The organism is Mycobacterium sp. NGS41, from assembly GCF_059812725.1.
In genome coordinates this window covers 65,319-84,082 of record NZ_JCALDF010000004.1, presented here as the reverse complement: position 1 = coordinate 84,082, position 18,764 = coordinate 65,319, and the positions used below count along the sequence as shown (strand labels likewise).

The 18,764-nt window shown below is 67.0% G+C and carries 19 protein-coding genes and 1 pseudogene; 11 read left to right on the top strand and 9 right to left on the bottom strand.

Features of this window, described 5'->3' with window-relative positions; genetic code table 11:
• The first annotated feature begins 30 nt into the window (after positions 1-30).
• Positions 31-627, top strand: coding sequence for a cholesterol catabolism transcriptional regulator KstR (kstR, locus tag AC5Y21_RS05815; RefSeq protein ID WP_499910615.1), 597 nt, complete (start codon positions 31-33; stop codon positions 625-627).
• A gap of 3 nt (positions 628-630) precedes the next feature.
• Here the strand turns inward: kstR and AC5Y21_RS05810 are convergent, their stop codons facing one another.
• Positions 631-1,710: an Rv3575c family transcriptional regulator gene (locus AC5Y21_RS05810; RefSeq protein WP_499910329.1), complete on the bottom strand. Its 1,080-nt coding sequence runs from the start codon at positions 1,708-1,710 to the stop codon at positions 631-633.
• A 307-nt stretch (positions 1,711-2,017) separates the two neighbouring features.
• Between AC5Y21_RS05810 and AC5Y21_RS05805 the strand changes: the two genes are divergently transcribed.
• The 7 genes from AC5Y21_RS05805 (at position 2,018) to AC5Y21_RS05775 (ending at position 8,388) form a co-directional block, all read left to right on the top strand.
• The gene (locus AC5Y21_RS05805) at positions 2,018-2,899 is read left to right on the top strand and encodes a metal ABC transporter solute-binding protein, Zn/Mn family (RefSeq protein WP_499910613.1); all 882 of its coding nucleotides are present in this window, start codon (positions 2,018-2,020) and stop codon (positions 2,897-2,899) included.
• Between the two features lie 4 nt (positions 2,900-2,903).
• The gene (locus AC5Y21_RS05800) at positions 2,904-3,725 is read left to right on the top strand and encodes a metal ABC transporter ATP-binding protein (RefSeq protein ID WP_499910328.1); all 822 of its coding nucleotides are present in this window, start codon (positions 2,904-2,906) and stop codon (positions 3,723-3,725) included.
• On the top strand, positions 3,725-4,597 hold the full coding sequence (locus AC5Y21_RS05795) for a metal ABC transporter permease (protein WP_499910326.1): 873 nt from the start codon (positions 3,725-3,727) through the stop codon (positions 4,595-4,597). Before AC5Y21_RS05800 ends, AC5Y21_RS05795 begins: the two co-directional genes overlap by 1 nt.
• Before the next feature lie 71 nt (positions 4,598-4,668).
• Complete coding sequence (locus AC5Y21_RS05790; RefSeq protein WP_499910611.1) at positions 4,669-5,382, top strand: sensor domain-containing protein; 714 nt, start codon at positions 4,669-4,671, stop codon at positions 5,380-5,382.
• 84 nt (positions 5,383-5,466) lie between these two features.
• Positions 5,467-6,225: a LamB/YcsF family protein gene (locus AC5Y21_RS05785; RefSeq protein WP_499910325.1), complete on the top strand. Its 759-nt coding sequence runs from the start codon at positions 5,467-5,469 to the stop codon at positions 6,223-6,225.
• Complete coding sequence (locus AC5Y21_RS05780; RefSeq protein WP_499910323.1) at positions 6,225-7,145, top strand: MBL fold metallo-hydrolase; 921 nt, start codon at positions 6,225-6,227, stop codon at positions 7,143-7,145. Before AC5Y21_RS05785 ends, AC5Y21_RS05780 begins: the two co-directional genes overlap by 1 nt.
• A 4-nt stretch (positions 7,146-7,149) precedes the next feature.
• Positions 7,150-8,388: an SLC13 family permease gene (locus AC5Y21_RS05775; protein WP_499910321.1), complete on the top strand. Its 1,239-nt coding sequence runs from the start codon at positions 7,150-7,152 to the stop codon at positions 8,386-8,388.
• A gap of 77 nt (positions 8,389-8,465) precedes the next feature.
• On the opposite strand, the pseudogene AC5Y21_RS05770 reads toward AC5Y21_RS05775, so the two are convergent.
• The 6 genes and pseudogenes from AC5Y21_RS05770 to carD all read right to left on the bottom strand — a co-directional run.
• Positions 8,466-9,407 (bottom strand): annotated as a pseudogene (locus AC5Y21_RS05770) (glycerophosphodiester phosphodiesterase); the annotation flags it as partial.
• 78 nt (positions 9,408-9,485) lie between these two features.
• Positions 9,486-10,418 carry a 23S rRNA (guanosine(2251)-2'-O)-methyltransferase RlmB gene (rlmB, locus tag AC5Y21_RS05765; protein WP_499910319.1) on the bottom strand — a complete coding sequence of 311 codons (933 nt, stop codon included), beginning with the start codon at positions 10,416-10,418 and terminating at the stop codon, positions 9,486-9,488.
• 9 nt (positions 10,419-10,427) lie between these two features.
• Positions 10,428-11,831 carry a cysteine--tRNA ligase gene (gene cysS / locus AC5Y21_RS05760; protein WP_499910318.1) on the bottom strand — a complete coding sequence of 468 codons (1,404 nt, stop codon included), beginning with the start codon at positions 11,829-11,831 and terminating at the stop codon, positions 10,428-10,430.
• Positions 11,832-11,894: 63 nt separating this feature from the next.
• The gene (gene ispF / locus AC5Y21_RS05755; RefSeq protein ID WP_499910316.1) at positions 11,895-12,374 is read right to left on the bottom strand and encodes a 2-C-methyl-D-erythritol 2,4-cyclodiphosphate synthase; all 480 of its coding nucleotides are present in this window, start codon (positions 12,372-12,374) and stop codon (positions 11,895-11,897) included.
• Positions 12,371-13,042, bottom strand: a complete 672-nt coding sequence (gene ispD, locus AC5Y21_RS05750; protein ID WP_499910315.1) for a 2-C-methyl-D-erythritol 4-phosphate cytidylyltransferase — start codon at positions 13,040-13,042, stop codon at positions 12,371-12,373. The genes ispF and ispD overlap by 4 nt, the downstream gene beginning before the upstream one ends.
• Before the next feature lie 12 nt (positions 13,043-13,054).
• Positions 13,055-13,543, bottom strand: a complete 489-nt coding sequence (gene carD, locus AC5Y21_RS05745; protein WP_007166539.1) for an RNA polymerase-binding transcription factor CarD — start codon at positions 13,541-13,543, stop codon at positions 13,055-13,057.
• 315 nt (positions 13,544-13,858) lie between these two features.
• On the opposite strand from carD, the gene AC5Y21_RS05740 reads away from it, so the two are divergent.
• The 3 genes from AC5Y21_RS05740 to disA all read left to right on the top strand — a co-directional run bounded on the left by AC5Y21_RS05740 (position 13,859) and on the right by disA (position 17,023).
• Entirely contained in the window at positions 13,859-14,413 is a 555-nt protein-coding gene (locus tag AC5Y21_RS05740; RefSeq protein ID WP_499910313.1) for a copper chaperone PCu(A)C domain-containing protein, read from the top strand.
• A 66-nt stretch (positions 14,414-14,479) separates the two neighbouring features.
• A complete protein-coding gene (radA, locus tag AC5Y21_RS05735) occupies positions 14,480-15,910 on the top strand; it encodes a DNA repair protein RadA (protein WP_499910310.1) in 1,431 nt (476 codons plus the stop codon).
• A 30-nt stretch (positions 15,911-15,940) separates the two neighbouring features.
• Positions 15,941-17,023 (top strand): DNA integrity scanning diadenylate cyclase DisA, encoded by a 1,083-nt coding sequence (gene disA / locus AC5Y21_RS05730; protein ID WP_499910308.1) that lies wholly within the window; start codon positions 15,941-15,943, stop codon positions 17,021-17,023.
• Between the two features lie 8 nt (positions 17,024-17,031).
• Here disA and AC5Y21_RS05725 read toward each other — a convergent pair whose 3' ends face one another.
• Both AC5Y21_RS05725 and AC5Y21_RS05720 read right to left on the bottom strand, forming a co-directional pair.
• Positions 17,032-17,847: a hypothetical protein gene (locus AC5Y21_RS05725; RefSeq protein ID WP_499910307.1), complete on the bottom strand. Its 816-nt coding sequence runs from the start codon at positions 17,845-17,847 to the stop codon at positions 17,032-17,034.
• Between the two features lie 94 nt (positions 17,848-17,941).
• A complete protein-coding gene (locus AC5Y21_RS05720) occupies positions 17,942-18,739 on the bottom strand; it encodes a hypothetical protein (protein WP_499910305.1) in 798 nt (265 codons plus the stop codon).
• Between the last annotated feature and the right edge of the window lie 25 nt (positions 18,740-18,764).

Sequence of the window (18,764 nt, the reverse complement as noted above, 5' to 3'; positions counted from 1 at the left end):
GACAATGCGCAGCCCCGCGAGGTGGTGAACGTGGCGGTATTGGCTGAGTCCGAACTCGGTTCGGAGGCGCAGCGGGAACGCCGCAAGCGCATCCTGGACGCCACTATGGCCATCGCGTCCAAAGGCGGCTATGAGGCGGTTCAGATGCGCGCCGTGGCGGACCGGGCTGATGTAGCGGTCGGGACGCTGTACCGGTACTTCCCGTCGAAGGTGCATCTGCTGGTGTCGGCGCTGGGCCGAGAGTTCAGCCGCATCGATGCGAAGACCGATCGTTCGGCGGTTGCCGGCGGAACTCCGTTTCACCGGTTGAAATTCATGGTGGACAAGCTCAACCGCGCCATGCAGCGCAATCCGCTGCTCACCGAGGCGATGACGCGCGCGTACGTGTTCGCCGACGCCTCCGCGGCGAGCGAGGTCGACCATGTGGAGAAGCTCATCGACAGCATGTTCGCCCGCGCGATGGCCGACGGCGAACCGACTGAGCATCAATACCAAGTGGCACGGGTGATCTCAGACGTGTGGACGAATAACCTGCTGGCCTGGCTGACCCGCCGCGCGTCGGCGACCGACGTCAGCAAGCGGCTCGACCTGGCCGTGCGGCTGTTGATCGGCGACGGCGAAGGCTGAAAGTCAAGCGGGCGGACCGGCGGTGCGGCCCCGGATCAGCTCGGCGTCCAACAGCTCTACTACCGGCAGGCCGGACCGCGGCGGCTTCTGCACCAATTCACCGGCCCGCCGCCCCTTCTGCAGGCTCGGCTGCGCCACCGTCGTCAGCCCGCGGCTGATCGCCTCCGGCACGCCGTCGAAACCCGTGACGGTCATCTGGCCCGGTACGTAAATGCCATGGGCCCGTAGGTAATCCATGGCGGACAGGGCCAATATGTCCGCAGTGCACATCAGCGCGGTAATGCGCGGATTAGCGTCCAGCGCCACCTTTGCGGCGGCGCCGCCCGAGGTAAGCAGATGCTCGTAGCTTTCCACCACGGTGAGCGAAGCCGGGTCGATGCCGTGGGCGGTCATCGCCTCCCAGACTCCGATGATGCGCTCGCGCTGCACGTCGAATGTCGGCGACTGCAGCCGTTCGGCGTCCACCAGACCTTCACGTCGGTCCCGGCTCAGCCGCATGGTCAACAGGCCGATCTCGCGATGCCCCAATCCGAGTACGTAGTCGGTGATCTCGCGCATCGCCGCCCGGTCGTCGATGCCCACCCGCGACACTCCCTGCAGTCCCATCGGCTGGTCGACCACCACAACCGGCAGCCCCCGCTGCAACACCACCTGTAGGTAGGGGTCGTCGTCGCACACCGAATACACCACGAAGCCGTCCACCCCGGCGGAAAGCACGGCGGCGGTCCCGTCGGCAAGGCTGCGGCTGGGTCCGACCGCTACCAACAGCAGCCCCTGACCCAGCTCTTCGCACGATTGCGCCACTCCCGCAACGAAATCCCGGGCCGCGGGGTCGCTGAACGAGTAGGTCAATGCTTCGGTCATCACCAGACCCACCGCGCCGGCTTTGCGGGTACGCAACGATCGCGCCACCGGATCCGGTCCGGCGTAACCTAACCGCTTCGCGGTGGCGAGCACCCGCTCGCGGAGTTCGGGCGAGAGTTGATCCGGTCGGTTGAAGGCGTTCGAAACGGTGGTCCGCGACACCTTGAGCTCGGCCGCCAAAGACGCCAAAGTCGCACGCCGACGCGGTGTGGGACTCACGTTCGGTCAGGCTACAGCGGATCTGCGTGCGCAGGTAAGCGACGCCGAACCCCGCTTTACTACTGGAAACGATTTTCATTAATATTAGTGGTCGGCGTGGGGCCGGCGAGAATTAATCGTGTGTTCGAACGGCTCTGGTGGGACGGGAATGGCGCTAATACATGGTGGCGACCCGCCGCGCCCGGCTACACCGCGCTTGCGATCGCCACGAATACATGGTGGCGACCCGCCGCGCCCGGCTACACCGCGCTTGCGATCGCCACGAATACATGGTGGCGACCCGCCGCGCCTCAATTCGGCACGTTGCCTGCGGGCCATCACCGCCTTCTTGATCGGCTCGACGGTGTTGACCGGCTGCGGCGTCAGCGGCGGGGCCCACCCGCACGCGGTCGCCGTAGTGGCGTCCACCGACGTGTGGGGCAGCGTGGCGCGCGCCGTCGCCAAAAGCCATCTCGCCGTCAAATCCATCCTGTCCGGCGCCGACACCGATCCGCACTCGTACCAGGCCAGCCCGTCGGACGCCGCCGCGATCGCCGACGCCGCCCTGGTGGTCTACAACGGCGGCGGGTACGACCCGTGGGTCGGCCAGGTACTGGCCGACCATCCGGGCATCAAATCGGTGGATGCCTTCAAACTCCTCGACGCCACGACCACCGGACCGCCCGATGAACACGTCTTCTACGACCTGAATGTCGCCAAGTCGGTCGCCGCCGTGATCGCCGACCGGCTGTCGGTCATCGACCCGGGCAACACCGCCGACTACCGGGCCAATGCCGCCGAGTTCTGCCGCGGCGCAGACGCGATCGCCATCTCCGAACACGCCATCGCCAGCAACTACCCCGCCGCCGGAGTCATCGCGACCGAGCCGGTCGGGCACTATCTGATCGCCGCGTCCGGCCTGGTGAATCGCACGCCGCCCGCCTTTACCTCGGCCAACGAGAACGAAACCGATCCATCTCCGGCCGACATGGCGGCCGTTCTTGACCTGATCAACCACCGGCAGGTCTCGGCGCTGCTGGTGAACCCCCAGACGTCCACCGCCGCGATCAACGGCCTCAAGGATGCTGCCCGGCGGGCAGGTGTGCCGGTGACCGAAGTGACCGAAACCTTACCTGCGGGCACCGATTACCTGACGTGGCAACGCAATACGGTCAACCAGCTGCTCGCCGCGCTGCGGTCAAGCCGATAAGCGCGTGAGCCACCAGGCCGTCGGGGGAGTTGCCGACCTCCGTGCACAGAGCGTTTCGCTCCAAGGTGCCCGTCTAGCGTTCGGCGACCGCGTGCTGTGGGACCACCTCGACCTGTCGGTGTCGCGCGGAGAGTTCATCGCGGTGCTGGGCCCCAACGGCACGGGCAAGACGTCACTACTCAAGGTGCTGCTCGGGCAGCTTCCGCTGAGCGCCGGTGTCGCGCTGGTAGACGGCAGACGCACCACCTCGGGCAGCGGACACATCGGGTACGTGCCGCAACACCGGCCGATGGACCGGGACGTGATGCTGCGCGGGCGCGACCTGGTCGCGCTGGGCATCGACGGGCGCCGCTGGGGCTGGGTTTCGCTACGAGGCACCGATCGGGACCGCCGGCGCGACGCAGTGCGGCAGGCGCTGCGGCAGGTGAACGGCGAGCGGCTGGCCGATGTCCGGGTCGGTGTAATGTCCGGCGGGGAGCTGCAGCGGGTACGCATCGCTCAGGCGCTGGTCAGCGACCCGATGCTGCTGCTGTGCGACGAACCATTGCTGACGCTGGACCCGGCCAATGCCAAGTTGGTCGCGGCGCTGATCGACCGGCGACGCCGGGAAGCCGACACGACGGTCATCGTCGTCACGCATGAGGTCAACCCGATCCTGCCGTACCTGGACCGGGTGCTCTATCTGGTCGACGGCCGCTTCACGATCGGCACCGTCGAGCAGGTGATGACGACGGAGACGCTGTCCAGGCTCTACCAGGCCGACATCCAGGTGGCGAAGGTCAAGAACCACTACGTGGTGATCGGCACGCCGGACGGGCACACCTGATGAACTACCGGCTCGCCGACATGCTGCACCATCTGTTCTCCTTCGACATCACCGCCCACTTGCTCCGACACGACTTCGTGCAGCAGGCGCTGGTGGCGGCGGCGCTGCTGGGGCTGGTGTCCGGTCTGATCGGCCCGTTCATCGTGATGCGTCAGATGTCGTTCGCCGTGCATGGCTCCAGCGAACTATCGCTGACCGGCGCCGCGTTCGCGTTGCTGGTCGGATTCGAGGTGGGCGTGGGCGCACTGATCGGTAGCGCACTGGCTGCGGCGCTGTTCGGCGTGCTCGGTCAGCGAGCCCGGGAGCGCGATTCGGTGACCGGGGTGGTGCTGGCCTTCGGGCTGGGTTTGGCGGTGCTGTTCATCTATCTCTACCCGGGTCGGACCGCGACCAGTTTCGCGTTGCTGACCGGACAGATCGTCGGGGTGGGCTATTCCGGGCTGGCCATGCTGGCGGCCGTTTGCTTGCTTGTCATCGCGGTGCTGGCGATCTGCTACCGGCCGCTGCTGTTCGCCACCGTCGATCCGGAGGTGGCGGCCGCGCGCGGCGTGCCGGTACACGGGCTGGGCATTGTGTTTGCCGCGCTGGTCGGGGTGGTGGCGGCCCAGGCCGTGCAGATCGTCGGGGCGCTGCTGGTGATGTCGTTGCTGATCACACCGGCAGCCGCAGCGGCCCGCGTGGTCACCTCGCCGGTCGGGGCGATCGTGGCGTCGGTGGTATTCGCCGAGGTCTCCGCCGTCGGCGGCATCGTGCTGTCCCTGGCGCCGGGCGTTCCGGTGTCGGTGTTCGTGGCGACCATCTCCTTTTTGATCTACCTGTTCTGCTGGTCGATCGGACGAAAGCTCGAGCGTGGGGGGTACGCCAGCGCTTAAGCTTGTCCAACGCGGGCGGCCGAGACGGTTGAACACCAGCGCTGATCCGGCCCACGCGCAGTAGGGGAGCAATAGTGCGTCAGCGAATAGCGGGCCTTTTGCTGTTGGGCGCATGGACGCTGACCGTCGGCTGCAGCAGCAACGTCAGCGGGAAGGCCGTACCCGCGGATAAGTCCGGTCCCTATGCGGGCGCGCCGCTACCGGTTTCCGCGCTGGCCGGACTGCTGCTTGGCGTGGACCAGATCAACAGTGCGCTGGGTGCGACAACGATGAAGATCTGGTTCGACGCCAGCAAGATGTGGGACTGGAGCGCCGGCGTGGCCGATCGGAATTGCCTGGCTGTCGACGGGCCCGCGCAGGACAAGGTCTATGCCAACACGGGATGGTCCGCTATCCGCGGCCAGCGGCTCGACGACAGCGTCGACGGCTCCAAGAGACGGGACCACTACGCCATTGAGGCGGTGATCTCGTTCCCGTCCGGACGCGACGCCGCGGCGTTTTACAAATCCTCGGCGCAAAACTGGCCCGCCTGCTCGAACCGACAGTTCGCCGATCATCACCCCGGTCAGTCCGACACCGTGTGGACGGTGGCCGAGGTCACCGACCGAGACGGCACTCTCAGCACCACGGAAGTCCAGGAAGGCGGCGATGGCTGGACGTGTCAGCGGGCACTGAGCGTGCGCAACAACGTCGCCATCGACGTCGCGACGTGCGCTTACACCCAACCCGGTTCGGCGGCGAAAGACATCGCCATGCAGATCGCGGCCAAGATGGCCAAGCAGTAGCGCAAACAGCGGGCTTGCCCCGGCAGACAGATCGCGTCGCTAGTCGACAAGCCACCGCGGCGCCCAAGCTCATAAGCTAGTTCAATGGCGCGCATCGACCTCAATGCCGACTTGGGCGAGGGTTTCGGTGTCTGGCGCCTCGGTGACGACGACGCCATGCTCGGGATCGTCACCAGCGCCAACGTGGCGTGCGGATTCCACGCGGGAGATCCGGCCGGCCTGCTGCGGGTGTGCCGGTCGGCTACCGAGCGCGGCGTGCGGATCGGCGCGCAAGTCAGCTATCGCGACCTAGCCGGGTTTGGCAGACGGTTCATCGACGTCGCCGCCGAAGACCTGCTCGCCGACGTCGTGTACCAGATCGGCGCGTTGCAGGCGCTCGCGCAGGCTTGCAGATCGGCGGTGTCCTACGTCAAACCCCATGGGGCGCTGTATAACACGATCGTCCGTGACCGCGAGCAGGCCGCCGCCGTCGCCGCGGCCGTACACATGGTCGACGCAACGCTGCCGGTGCTGGGCATGACCGGTTCGGCGTTTTTCGACGAGGCCCACCGGATCGGATTACGAACGGTGGCTGAGGCATTCGCAGATCGCGCCTATCGGCCGGACGGTCAGCTGGTTTCCCGTCGGGAACCGGGCGCGGTGCTGGGTGATCCGGAGGTGATCGCGCAGCGGGTGCTGGACATGGTGGCCACTGGCCAGGTCACCGCGGTCGACGGAACTCAGCTCGGCGTCACCGTGGAATCGGTTTGTGTGCACGGTGATTCGCCCGGTGCCGTGCAGATCGCGGCTGCGGTGCGCGATCGGTTGAAGGCTGCCGGCGCCGAGATCAAGGCGTTCTGCTGATGCGGCTGAAGCTGGGCCGTCCCGATCTCGCGCGGTATTCGGATCGTTTCGACGTGCCCGCCGCCGAATCCGATGCGCCGCTGTCGGTCACGTGGATGGGTGTGACGACATTGCTGCTCGACGACGGGTCGTCGGCACTGATGACCGACGGTTACTTCTCCCGTCCCGGTCTGGCCCAGGTGGCCGCAGCCAAGGTATCACCGTCACCGGAGCGCGTCGACGAATGCCTTGCCCGGGCTGAGGTTTCGCGGCTTGCGGCCGTGATTCCGGTACACACGCACATCGACCACGCGCTGGATTCTGCGCTGGTGGCCGACCGTACCGGGGCGCAGCTGGTCGGGGGCGAATCGGCGGCCAACGTCGGGCGTGGATACGGGCTACCCGCGGACCGTCTTGTCGTTGCGGTATCCGGTGCATCAATTCGCCTGGGCGCCTTCGACGTCACGTTGGTGGAGTCGCACCACTGTCCGCCTGACCGGTTTCCCGGGGTGATCAGCGAGCCGGTGGTGCCGCCGGTGCGAGCGTCGGCGTATCGCTGCGGTGAAGCATGGTCGACGCTGATCCACCACCGGCCGTCGGACCGGCGGCTGTTGATCCAAGGTAGCGCCGGCTTCGTCAAGGGCGCGTTGGACGGCCAGCGTGCAGAGGTTGTATATCTCGGCGTCGGGCAGCTGGGCCTGCAGTCGCAGTCGTATTTCGTCGACTACTGGACCGAGGTGGTACGCGCGGTGGGCGCACGCCGTGTGGTCCTCGTCCACTGGGACGACTTCTTCCGCCCGCTGTCAGAACCCTTGCGGGCCTTCCCATATGCGGCCGATGACCTGGACGAATCCATCCGTATCCTCGACGAGCTGGCCGCATCCGACGGTGTCGCGCTGCATATGCCCACGGTGTGGCGCCGCGAGGACCCCTGGATTTAGCACCTTGACTCTGCTTATCGCGCTGCTGCTGCTTGCTGTCGTGCTTGGGTTCGCGGTAGCCCGTCCCCGAGGTTGGCCGGAGGCGTTGGCAGCGGTTCCGGCCGCGCTCATTCTCATTGCGACGGGAGCGATCTCGGCACGCCAGGCAGCAGAGCAGGTGAGCGGCCTGGCGCGGGTAGTCGCCTTCCTGGGTGCCGTGCTGGTGCTGGCCAAATTGTGCGACGACGAGGGCCTGTTCGAGGCCGCGGGCGCGGCGATGGCGCAGCGGGTCGGGTCGCGGGGCCTGCTACGCGAGGTGTTCCTCATTGCCGCAAGCATCACCGCCGCGCTCAGCCTGGACGCCACCGTGGTGTTGCTGACACCCGTAGTGCTGGCCACGGTCCGGCGGCTGCGAACTCCGGTGCGGCCCTACGCCTATGCCACCGCCCATCTGGCTAACGGAGCCTCGCTGCTGCTGCCGGTGTCGAATCTGACCAACCTGCTGGCTTTCCATGTCGCCGACCTCTCGTTCACCAGGTTCACGCTGGTGATGGCACTGCCGTGGCTGTCCGCGGTGGCCACGATCTACGTGGTCTTCCGGTGGTTTTTCGCGCGGGATCTGCGGGTGGCGCCGGACCCTGAGCAACTGGCGGCGCCGCCGCGGCCGCCGGTGTTCGTTTTGGTGGTTGTTGCGCTGACGCTTGTCGCGTTCGGGATTGCCGAATCGGTCGGACTGGCGCCGGCCTGGGCCGCGTTGGCCGGTGCCTCGGTGCTGGCCGTGCGCAGCCTCTACCACCGACGTACCTCCGTCGTGGAGATCGTGAACTCGGTGAACGTGTCGTTTCTGGTGTTCGTCCTGTCGTTGGGCGTGGTGGTGCAGGCGGTCATGGTCAACGGCATGGCGACGCACCTGTCCGCGGTGCTGCCGTCGGGCTCGGGGCTGCCGGCGCTACTCGGAATCGCTGCGCTGGCCGCTGTTTTGGCCAACGTCGTCAACAACTTGCCTGCGACGCTGGCTTTGATGCCGCTGGTCGCGGCGAGCGGGCCGGCGGCCGTCCTGGCGGTCCTGATCGGGGTCAATATCGGCCCCAATCTGACCTACGTCGGCTCGCTGTCCAACCTGCTGTGGCGACGCGTGCTGCGTCAGCACCAGGTCGAGCCCGGCGTCGGCGAATACACCTTGCTGGGGCTGTGCACCGTGCCTACGGCTTTGGTGGTGGCGGTATTGGCGCTGTGGGCCAGTGCGCGCGTGCTCGGCGTGTAACGGCGAGCAGACGCAAAAGCCCCATCACGCACGGCGTGTCGGGGGCTTTTGCGTCTGCTCGCCGGGTAAGCCGGTCGTCTAGATGTGCCGGGCGGCAGCGGCATAGCGAGCTCGCTCATCACACCCCGCAGCACCGCCGGATAGTCGGTGATAAGGCCGTCGACGCCGTTGCCGATCTGCTCGCGCATGGCAGAGGCGTTATTGACGGTCCACGGAATGACCTTGAGCCCTAACGAATGCGCGCGATCAACGAACACTTTGTCGACCAGTGTGTAGCTGGGCGACAAAATGCTCGCGCCCACCATCATTGCTCCTACTATCGGGTCGCCGACCACGGCGGGGTTGACACCGGCCAGCCATGGCGAATCCGGAGTCCAGGTCTGCTCGTTCCACAAGGCCACCAACGGAATCGACGGCTCGGCACGGCGTACCAGCGGCAGCGTCCGCCAGTCGAAGCTCTGTATTTCCACCCGCTCGACCTTGCCCGCCGACCTGACCGCCGCCAGTACCGCATTGACGAACTCCTGGGGGTCCGCCGACACTTCCGGACGATCTGCAGCCACCTTGGTCTCGATGTTGTAGCGTACGCCGGAGCGGTAGGAGTCGGTAAGCTCGAACACCTCGGGTAACGTCGCTATCTTGTTGCCCCACAACACTTCAGCCTGAGGAAATTCACTGTCCGGCTTGCCGCAGTCCAGCGTGCGGAGCTGCATCAGGGTGAGCTTCCGCACCAGCTTTCCGACGTAGGGATACGACGGATCGCCCGGAAACGCCGGCCCGGTGTCGGAGCACTGCCGGGCCTCGATGGCTGGGTCGTGCCACACCACAGGTTGTCCATCTTTGCTGACGTTGATGTCCAATTCGAGTGTGCTGACGTCGATTTCGATCGATTTCGCGAACGCTCGCAGGGTTTCCCCGGTTGTCTCGCCACGACCACCGGCGTGCGCCTGTAGATCGAAGTCGGTCGGCTCCGCGGCGGCTCGGGGTGGCGACAGGAGCAGCGCGGCACCCGTCAACAACGCACCCAACACCCGCGAGCAGACGCAAAAGCTCCCGACACGCCGTGCGTGCGGGGGCTTTTGCGTCTGCTCGCGCAATCAGCGTCTCCGCTGGCGGGCGATTTCAGCAAGCACCACCCCAGCCGCCACCGAGGCGTTCAGCGACTCGGTATCACCGGCCATCGGGATCGACACCACTTCGTCGCAGTTCTGCCGCACCAACCGGGACAGGCCCTTGCCTTCCGAACCGACCACCAAAACCAGCGGGTCGCGGCCGTCTAGGTCGTCAAGCGCGGTGTCACCGGCGGCATCCAACCCGACCACCCGCAGCCCGCGGTCAGCCCAATCCTTCAGCGCCCTGGTGAGATTGGTGGCTCGCGCCACCGGAGTGCGGGCCGCCGCCCCGGCGCTGGTCCGCCAGGCCACCGCGGTCACCGAGGCGGAACGACGCTGCGGAATCAGCACGCCGTGCCCGCCGAACGCCGCAACCGAACGCACGATCGCGCCGAGGTTGCGTGGGTCGGAGATATTGTCCAGCGCGACCAACAGCGCCGGCGGTGTGTTCAGCGCAGCCGCCAACAGATCGTCGGGATGGGCGTAGTCGTACGGCGGTACCTGCAACGCAATGCCCTGGTGCAGGTGGTTAGCGGTCATCCGGTCCAGGTCGCTGCGCGGTACCTCGAGGATCGCGATGCCCAAATCCGCAGCCCTGGATACAGATTCGGTGAGTCGCTCGTCAGCCTCGGTGCCCAGCGCAACGTACAGCGCGGTCGCCGGAACGCCTGCGCGCAGGCATTCCAGCACCGGGTTGCGGCCCAGTACCGTCTCCGTTTCGTCGCCGCGGCTCCGAGCCGGCCGTCGTGCCTGCGCAGCGGCCCGCTTGGCGGCGGGATGCTTGGGCCGTAGGTGTGCAGGCGGCGTCGGACCACGCCCCTCCAGGCCGCGACGACGCTGCCCCCCTGAGCCGACGGTGGGGCCCTTCTTGGTGCCGGATTTGCGAACCGCCCCGCGGCGACGCGAGTTACCCGCCATCAACTTGGCTTATTTGGCATCGTCAGATCGCAGTGACCACTGCGGCCCGTCGGCGGTGTCGGTGACCTCGATGCCAGCCTGGTTGAGCCGATCCCGGATCTCGTCGGCCAGCGCCCAGTCGCGCTGCTCGCGCGCCTTCTGCCGGTTTTCCAGTTCGTTCTGCACCAGCACGTCGACGGCGGCCAGCGCGGCCGACGTTTCGTCGCGCGATTCCCAGCGTTCGTCGAGCGGGTCGCAGCCCAGAATGCCCATCATCGCCCGAATTCCGCCGGCAGCCTTCAAGGCTCCTTCGTGGTCACCGGCATCGAGCGCCCGGTTGCCCTCCGCGCGCATCTGGTGCACCTCGGCCAGCGCGATCGGCACCGACAGGTCGTCGTCGAGCGCCTCGGCGAACCGCGGGGTCCATTCACCGGGCACGACGGCGCCGACGCGGTTGCGCACCCGGTGCAGAAAGTCCTCCACCCCGACGTAGGCGTTGACCGCGTCATGCAGGGCGGTTTCGGAGTATTCGAGCATCGAGCGGTAATGCGCACTGCCCAGGTAGTAGCGCAGCTCGGCTGGCCGCACCCGCTGCAACATCGCGGGGATCGCGACGACGTTGCCCAGCGACTTGCTCATCTTCTCCCCGCCCATCGTCACCCAGCCGTTGTGCAGCCAGTAGCGGGCGAACCCGTCGCCGGCGGCGCGGCTCTGCGCGATTTCGTTCTCGTGGTGCGGGAACACCAAATCCATTCCACCGCAGTGGATGTCGAATTCCGGCCCGAGGTAGGTGCGGGCCATTGCCGAGCATTCCACGTGCCACCCCGGACGTCCGCGCCCCCACGGCGAGGGCCACGACGGTTCGCCGGGCTTTTCGCCTTTCCACAGGGTGAAGTCGCGCTGGTCACGCTTGCCGGTTGCCACGCCCTCGCCCTGGTGGACGTCGTCGATCCGGTGCCCGGAGAGCTGACCGTACTCGGGGTAGCTCAGCACGTCGAAGTAGACATCACCGTCACCGGTGTAAGCGTGCCCGGTTTCGATCAGGCGTTGCATTAATTCGATCATCTGGGTGATGTGGCCGGTGGCGCGCGGCTCGGCCGACGGCGGCAGCACGCCGAGGGCGTCGTAGGCGGCGGCGAACAACCGCTCATGAGTTGCCACCCATTCCCACCAGGGCCGGCCCGCCGCGGCAGCCTTGTTCAGGATCTTGTCTTCGATGTCGGTGAGGTTGCGGATAAACGCGACGTCGTAGCCGCGCGCTGTCAACCAGCGGCGCAAGATGTCGAAGGCCACGGCACTGCGGACATGCCCGATGTGGGGCAACGTGTCCGGCGTCGCGCCGCACAGGTAGATGGAGACGTGGCCGTCGCACAGCGGGACGAAGTCACGCACGGCCCCGGACGCCGTGTCGTGTAGCCGCAAGCGATCGGTCACGACGTGCCAGCTTACCTGGCCAATTGCCGCAACCCGCTACCGCTTGGGCTGCGCGGCATGCGCCTATGCGACCCGCACCACCAGCGCGGTGGCGATGGCGGCCAGACCCTCGCCGCGCCCAGTGAGGCCGAGCCCGTCGGTAGTGGTGGCCGACACCGACACCGGCGCGCTCACGAGGCCCGACAACACGGACTGCGCCTCGGCACGACGCGGGCCGATCTTCGGCCGGTTGCCGATCACCTGCACGGCGGCGTTACCGACCTGGTAGCCGTGCTGCGACAGCAGTTCGACGACATGGCGCAGCATCTCGGCGCCGGTGACGCCCTGCCAGCGCGGATCATCGACCCCGAACACGCCGCCGATGTCGCCCAAGCCTGCGGCCGAGAGCAACGCATCGCACAGCGCGTGCGCAGCCACGTCGCCATCGGAATGACCGGCGCATCCGTCGGCGTCGGGGAACAACAGGCCCACCAGCCAGCAAGGCCGCCCGTCCTCGATCGGATGCACATCCGTGCCCAAACCGACGCGTGGCAGTTCGTTCACTGCCGCACGATCGCTTGGGCCAGCAACAGATCGAGCCGGGTGGTGATCTTGAACGCCAGCGGGTCGCCCTCGACCACCTGCACCTGGGCGCCGAGGTGCTCGACGAGGGACGCATCGTCGGTGAATTCGTTGCCGCCGGCACCCAGATAGTCGCGGTAGGCCCGCACCAGCAAGTCGGTGGCGAACCCCTGGGGGGTTTGCACCGCGCGCAGACCGGCGCGCTCAGGCGTACCCAGGACCGCCCCGTTGGCATCCACGGCCTTGATGGTGTCAGAGACCGGCAGCGCGGGCACCACGGCACTATTGCCGGCCCGCAGCGCATCCACCACGCGCACGATCAGCGCTGGTGGCGTCAGTGCCCGGGCAGCATCGTGAACCAGCACGAACTCGGTGCTGGCGGGCAGCGCCTGCAGTGCCCGGGCCACCGAGTCGGCCCGGGTGGTGCCACCGGTAACCACCGTGGCCTTGTCACCGAGGATGACCTTTGCCTCGTCGGTGCGGCCAGCGGGTGCGGCTACCACGACGCTGTCGACGGCCCCGGAATCCAGCAGGCCGTCGACGGCACGTTCGGCCAGGGTGCGGCCATCGAGTGGATAAAACGCCTTGGGGACGCCGGCAGCCAGTCGCTCACCCGACCCGGCGGCCGGAACGATCGCGACGACTTGCAACTAGGGTGGCGTTCAGGACGCGGCGGCCAGAACCTCGTCCAGGATGGTTTCGGCTTTGGCGTCGTCGGTGCTCTCGGCGAGCGCCAACTCACCGACCAGGATCTGCCGAGCCTTGGCCAGCATGCGCTTCTCGCCCGCGGACAAGCCGCGTTCCTGGTCGCGACGCCACAGATCGCGCACGACCTCGGCCACCTTGTTGACGTCGCCGGAGGCGAGCTTTTCCAGGTTGGCCTTGTAGCGGCGGGACCAGTTGGTCGGCTCTTCGGTGTGCGGCGCGCGCAACACCTGGAAAACCTTGTCGAGGCCTTCCTGCCCGACCACATCGCGGACGCCGACGTACTCGGCGTTGTCCGCAGGTACTCGAACTGTCAGGTCTCCCTGCGCCACTTTCAAGACGAGATACTCTTTTTGTTCCCCTTTGATGGTTCGGGTTTCGATCGCCTCGACTAACGCAGCACCGTGGTGTGGATAGACAACGGTGTCTCCGACCTTGAAAATCATCAGATTCGAGCCCCTTTCGTTACTCCATGCTAACACGGACCGCCAACACCCGCGGAACAACGGTGCAGGTCAGGGGCACAACGCCCGCAGATTAGGGCTTGACAGGCGAGGCAAGACGTGCAATGCAGCGCGCCGTCGACGGCGTTCCAGGGTTGCTCCTGCGCTGGTCTTGGGGGGCGCTGGCTAATGTCGGCGGCGCCTTCCCGACTCGGGGAAGGCGGCTACCGTCGGCAGCACTTCACCTACTACTGTGCATAGTTGGGCATCAGACTGTGCCGTGTGTCCCGTGACCAGAGGCCAAGCAGGAGGCATCGAGTGAACCGCTTCAAGATCCGCCTCCCGGCATTCGCCGTCATCGGTCTGGTTGCCTTGATCGCGCCCGCGCTCAGCGGTTGTGGAGCCGGCCAGATAGCGCAGACCGCGAACCAGGAGCCCGCCGTCAGCGGCAACAGGCTCACGATCACCAACGCGGAGCTGAAGCACAGCGTGGACCTGCGGAATATCCGCATCCAGGCCACGCAGACGACTGACTTCATCAAGCCGCCACGAACGGTGGACCTCGTGCTGGTCGCCGTCAATCAGTCGCCGGATGTAGCCGACAGGCTGGTGGAAATCACCAGCGATATCGGCAGGGTGGAGATAACCGATGCTCCGCTGCAGCCCAGCGGGATGCTGTTCGTAGGTGCCCCAGAAGGCCAGCGGGTGGCGCCGGGGCCGCTGGGGTCCAGCAACGCCGCGAAGGCCGTCGTCAACTTGGACAAGCCGATCACCAACGGCCTCATCTACAACTTCACCTTCAAGTTCGAGAAGGCCGGACAGGGCAGCGTGATGGTGCCGGTTACGGCCGGGCTGTCGCCCGCGCGGCCGTAGGCATCGGTCCGCGTGTAGCGCGAGTAAATCCGGCGGGTTGTCACACCAGCCCGATACGGTCATTTCGTGGGGAATCCGCGTACCCAGTACCGCTGCTCGGAATGCCGGCATGTCACCGCCAAGTGGGTGGGCCGCTGCCTGGAGTGCGGGACCTGGGGCACCGTCGACGAGCTGGCCGTGCTCAGTGCGGTCGGCGGCGGCAGCCGTCGTTCCGCGGCCCGCGCCGGCGCTTCCCAAGCCGTTCCGATCAGTTCGGTTGACGCAAACCGGGTGCAGCCCTGTCCCACCGGCGTCGACGAATTAGATCGGGTGCTCGGCGGCGGCGTGGTTCCCGGCTCGGTGACGCTGCTGGCCGGCGATCCTGGAGTGGGTAAGTCGACGCTGCTGCTCAAGGTCGCCCATCGCCAGGCGCAATCCGGCCGGCGGGTGCTGTATGTCTCCGGCGAGGAGTCGGCCGGCCAGATCCGGTTGCGTGCGGACCGGATCGGCTGCGTGGCTGACGGGCTCTACCTGGCCGCCGAATCCGATCTGCATACGGTGCTGGAACACATCGCCACCGTCCGGCCCGCCTTGGTCATTGTGGACTCGGTGCAGACCATCTCGACCACCGAGTCCGACGGCGTCGCCGGGGGCGTCACACAGGTGCGTGCGGTGACGGCCGCGCTGACCGCGGCCGCGAAGGCCAATGGTGTCGCGCTCATTCTGGTTGGCCACGTCACCAAGGACGGGGCCATCGCGGGACCGCGGTCACTCGAGCATCTCGTCGACGTGGTGCTGCATTTCGAAGGCGACCGCAACGGCACGCTGCGAATGGTCCGCGGGATCAAGAACCGTTTCGGCGCGTCCGACGAAGTCGGATGTTTCCTGTTGCACGACAACGGAATCGAAGATGTCGCCGACCCGTCCAGCCTGTTCCTGGATCAACGGCCGGCGCCCGTGGCCGGCACCGCGATCACGGTGGCGCTGGACGGCAAGCGACCACTCATCGGCGAAGTCCAGGCATTGCTGGCGACGCCGAACGGTGGTTCGCCCCGTCGTGCCGTCAGCGGCATCGACCACGCCAGGGCCGCGATGATCACCGCCGTGCTGGAAAAGCATGCCCAGCTCAACCTCGCGATCAACGACATCTACTTGTCCACCGTGGGCGGCATGCGACTGACCGACCCCTCGTCGGATCTCGCGGTAGCGATCGCGCTGGCGTCGGCGTATGTGAAGCTGCCGCTGCCCACCACGGCGGTGATCATCGGCGAGGTGGGCCTGGCCGGCGACCTGCGCCGGGTCAACGGCATGGACCGGCGCCTCACCGAAGCCGCCCGGCAGGGGTTCAACATCGCGCTGATCCCGGCCGGGCGCGGCAACGCGTCAGACCTGGTGCCACCGGGCATGCATGCGCTGTGCGCACCCACCATCGTGGCTGCTCTGGAACATATGGTCGACATCGCCGACCACCGCAGCGCGACCTCCGCGAAGCTGCGTCGACTGGACAAGTCTCCCTAAGGTCCCCCTAATCGGCCGGGACATAGCAGAATGCACGCTGTGAGCAGACCCACGCTGCGTGAGGCTGTCGCCCGCCTGGCACCTGGCACCGGGCTCCGGGATGGCCTGGAACGTATCCTGCGCGGACGCACCGGGGCGCTGATCGTGCTCGGGCACGACGAGGCCGTCGAGGCCATCTGCGACGGCGGTTTCTCCCTGGACGTCCGGTATGCGCCGACGCGACTGCGCGAGCTGGCAAAGATGGACGGCGCCGTCGTGCTGTCCACCGACTGCAGCCGCATCGTGCGGGCCAACGTGCAGCTGGTGCCGGATCCGTCGATACCCACCGACGAATCGGGAACCCGCCACCGCTCGGCGGAACGGGCTGCGATCCAGACCGGCTACCCGGTGATCTCAGTCAGCCACTCGATGAACATCGTGACCGTCTACGTCGGCGGAGAGCGTCACGTGCTGACCGACTCCGCGACCATCCTGTCGCGGGCAAACCAGGCCATCGCGACCCTGGAGCGGTACAAGACCAGGCTCGACGAGGTCAGCAGGCAACTGTCCAGGGCCGAGATCGAGGACTTCGTGACGCTGCGCGACGTCATGACGGTGGTCCAGCGCCTCGAGCTGGTCCGGCGCATCGGCCTGGTCATCGACTATGAAACCGTCGAACTCGGCACCGATGGCCGACAACTGCGACTGCAGCTCGAGGAGCTGCTCGGCGGCAACGACACCGCCCGGGAATTGGTCGTGCGCGACTACCACGCCAATCCCGAGCCGCCGGCGGATCCGCAGATTGCCGCCACGCTCGCAGAGCTGGACACGCTGTCCGACACCGAACTGCTCGAACTCACCGCGCTGGCTAAGGTCTTCGGGTATCCCACTACGGCTGAGGCCCAGGACTCAGCGCTGAGCCCGCGGGGCTACCGCGCGATGGCCGAAATCCCGAGGCTGCAGTTCGCCCACGTGGACCTGCTGGTCCGGGCGTTCGGAACGCTGCAGGGCCTGCTCGCGGCCAGCGCTAACGACCTGCAATCGGTGGAAGGAATCGGCGCGATGTGGGCACGCCACGTGCGTGAGGGCCTGTCCCAGTTGGCAGAGTCGACAATCGCCGATCCGCTGAGCTGAATTCGGAGCTATCCCGCGGGCGTGGGGCCCGGTGGCGGGCCCTCTGGTTGCGGTGGGACTGGTTGCCCGGCCGGCGCAGGCCCAGGCGGTGCCGGGGGCTGATTCAGGATGAACGGAACCGGCTGCGAGCGTAGGTTGCCCAGCTGTACGACCAGGTTGTAGGTGCCGGCCCCGATCGCGGGCCGTGGCAACGGGCAGTGCGGCGACGAGCCCATTCCGGTCCAAGTCACCGCGGTCGTCACCTGCTCGCCGGGCGTGAAGGTCTTGACCAGCGTCTCGTTGGACGGTGCGCAGTCGAGGTTGGACCACAGCCGCTTGTTGTCCAGCGAGTACACGTAGGCCGCCAGCACCGCAGCGCCGACGTCACGTTTGCAGGCCACCAGGCCGATGTTGGTGACCACCATGCTGAATTTCGGCTGGTCCCCGATGAAGTACTGAGGCGCGTTGGTCAGGCCTTTGACCGCCAGCGTGGCATCGGGGCAGTCGTCGCCCTCCTTGAGCACCGGCGGCGGCAGCACCGCGGCCGTCGGTGTCGGGGACTCGGGGTTTTGACCCTGGGGGGCCTGTCCCTGTGGCGGCGCCACGGTGGGGCTGGCTTGCGGCCCGGCGGAAGGCGGTGCCTGCGGCGCGGACGAGCCGGGACGGCTTTGCGCCGAACCCGGTTTCTCGGCATTGGCGGGTTTGGCTCCGGCACCGGTGCTCACGAAGGCAATGATCGTCGCAACCGCGATCCCGATCACGACCACCGCAATGCCCAGCGCCAGACCTCTGCGCCGCCAGTAAATCTCAGTGGGTAGCGGGCCACGCGGTTCCAGATCCAGCACATTCACACCGTAGGCCCAGGTCACGCATACTTGTCCGACCCGCCTCGGCGTGTCGCGAGGTTAGCTGGCTGACTATCGTGTTAGGAGCCGACGGCTACGTCGCTGGAACGGCGTCTTTGTGCGCGTCGCGATATACCTTGACGATCCACTCGTCGTCGTGCTCCTGGGACCGCATCCGAACGGAACGCTGCGCTGCAGCATCCAGCAGCGCCCGCAGCCCGGGCTGCTCAGCGGCGAGTTCGGCCGGGACGTTCTCGGCTGGGACGCCATCGTAGGCGGCTTGGTCCAGCTTTGCGGTCAAAGAAGTCACCCACCGCTGCTCAAGCGACAGCAACAGGCCTTGCTCGCCGCCGAACAGCCGCTGCACGTCGGGCAGGGTGCAGCCGTAATCCAATGCCGCATCGGGGTTTTCGGCGGCCCGGTCGATCAGCTCGGCCAGCAAGGCCATCCGCTCGTGTAGCTGTGACCACGTCGGGTCTGCGACGCCAGGAGACTTCGCCGGCCCCGGCGACCCAGCCGCGGGCATGCCTTCGCCTGTCCCACTGCCATACACCTTGATGATCCACTCGTCATCGCGCTCCTGAGAGCGAACACAAGCCGAACGCCGCGCTGCGGCGTCCAGCAAGCCACGCAAGCCGGGCTGGTCAGCCGCAAGTTCGTCAACGGCACGTTCGGCCGGGACGCCATCGTAGGCGGCTTGGTCCAGTTTTGCGGTCAAAGAAGTCACCCACCGCTGCTCCAGCGACAGCAGCAGGCCTTCCTGCCCGCCGAACAGCCGCTCTACTTGGGGCAGGGTGCAGCAGTAATCCAGGGTCATGTCTGGATCTTGGACGCCCCGGTCGATCAGCTCGGCCATCAGAGCCATCCGCTCGTGCAACTGTACCCATGTCATACTATCCACCATACGACGCTTTCGC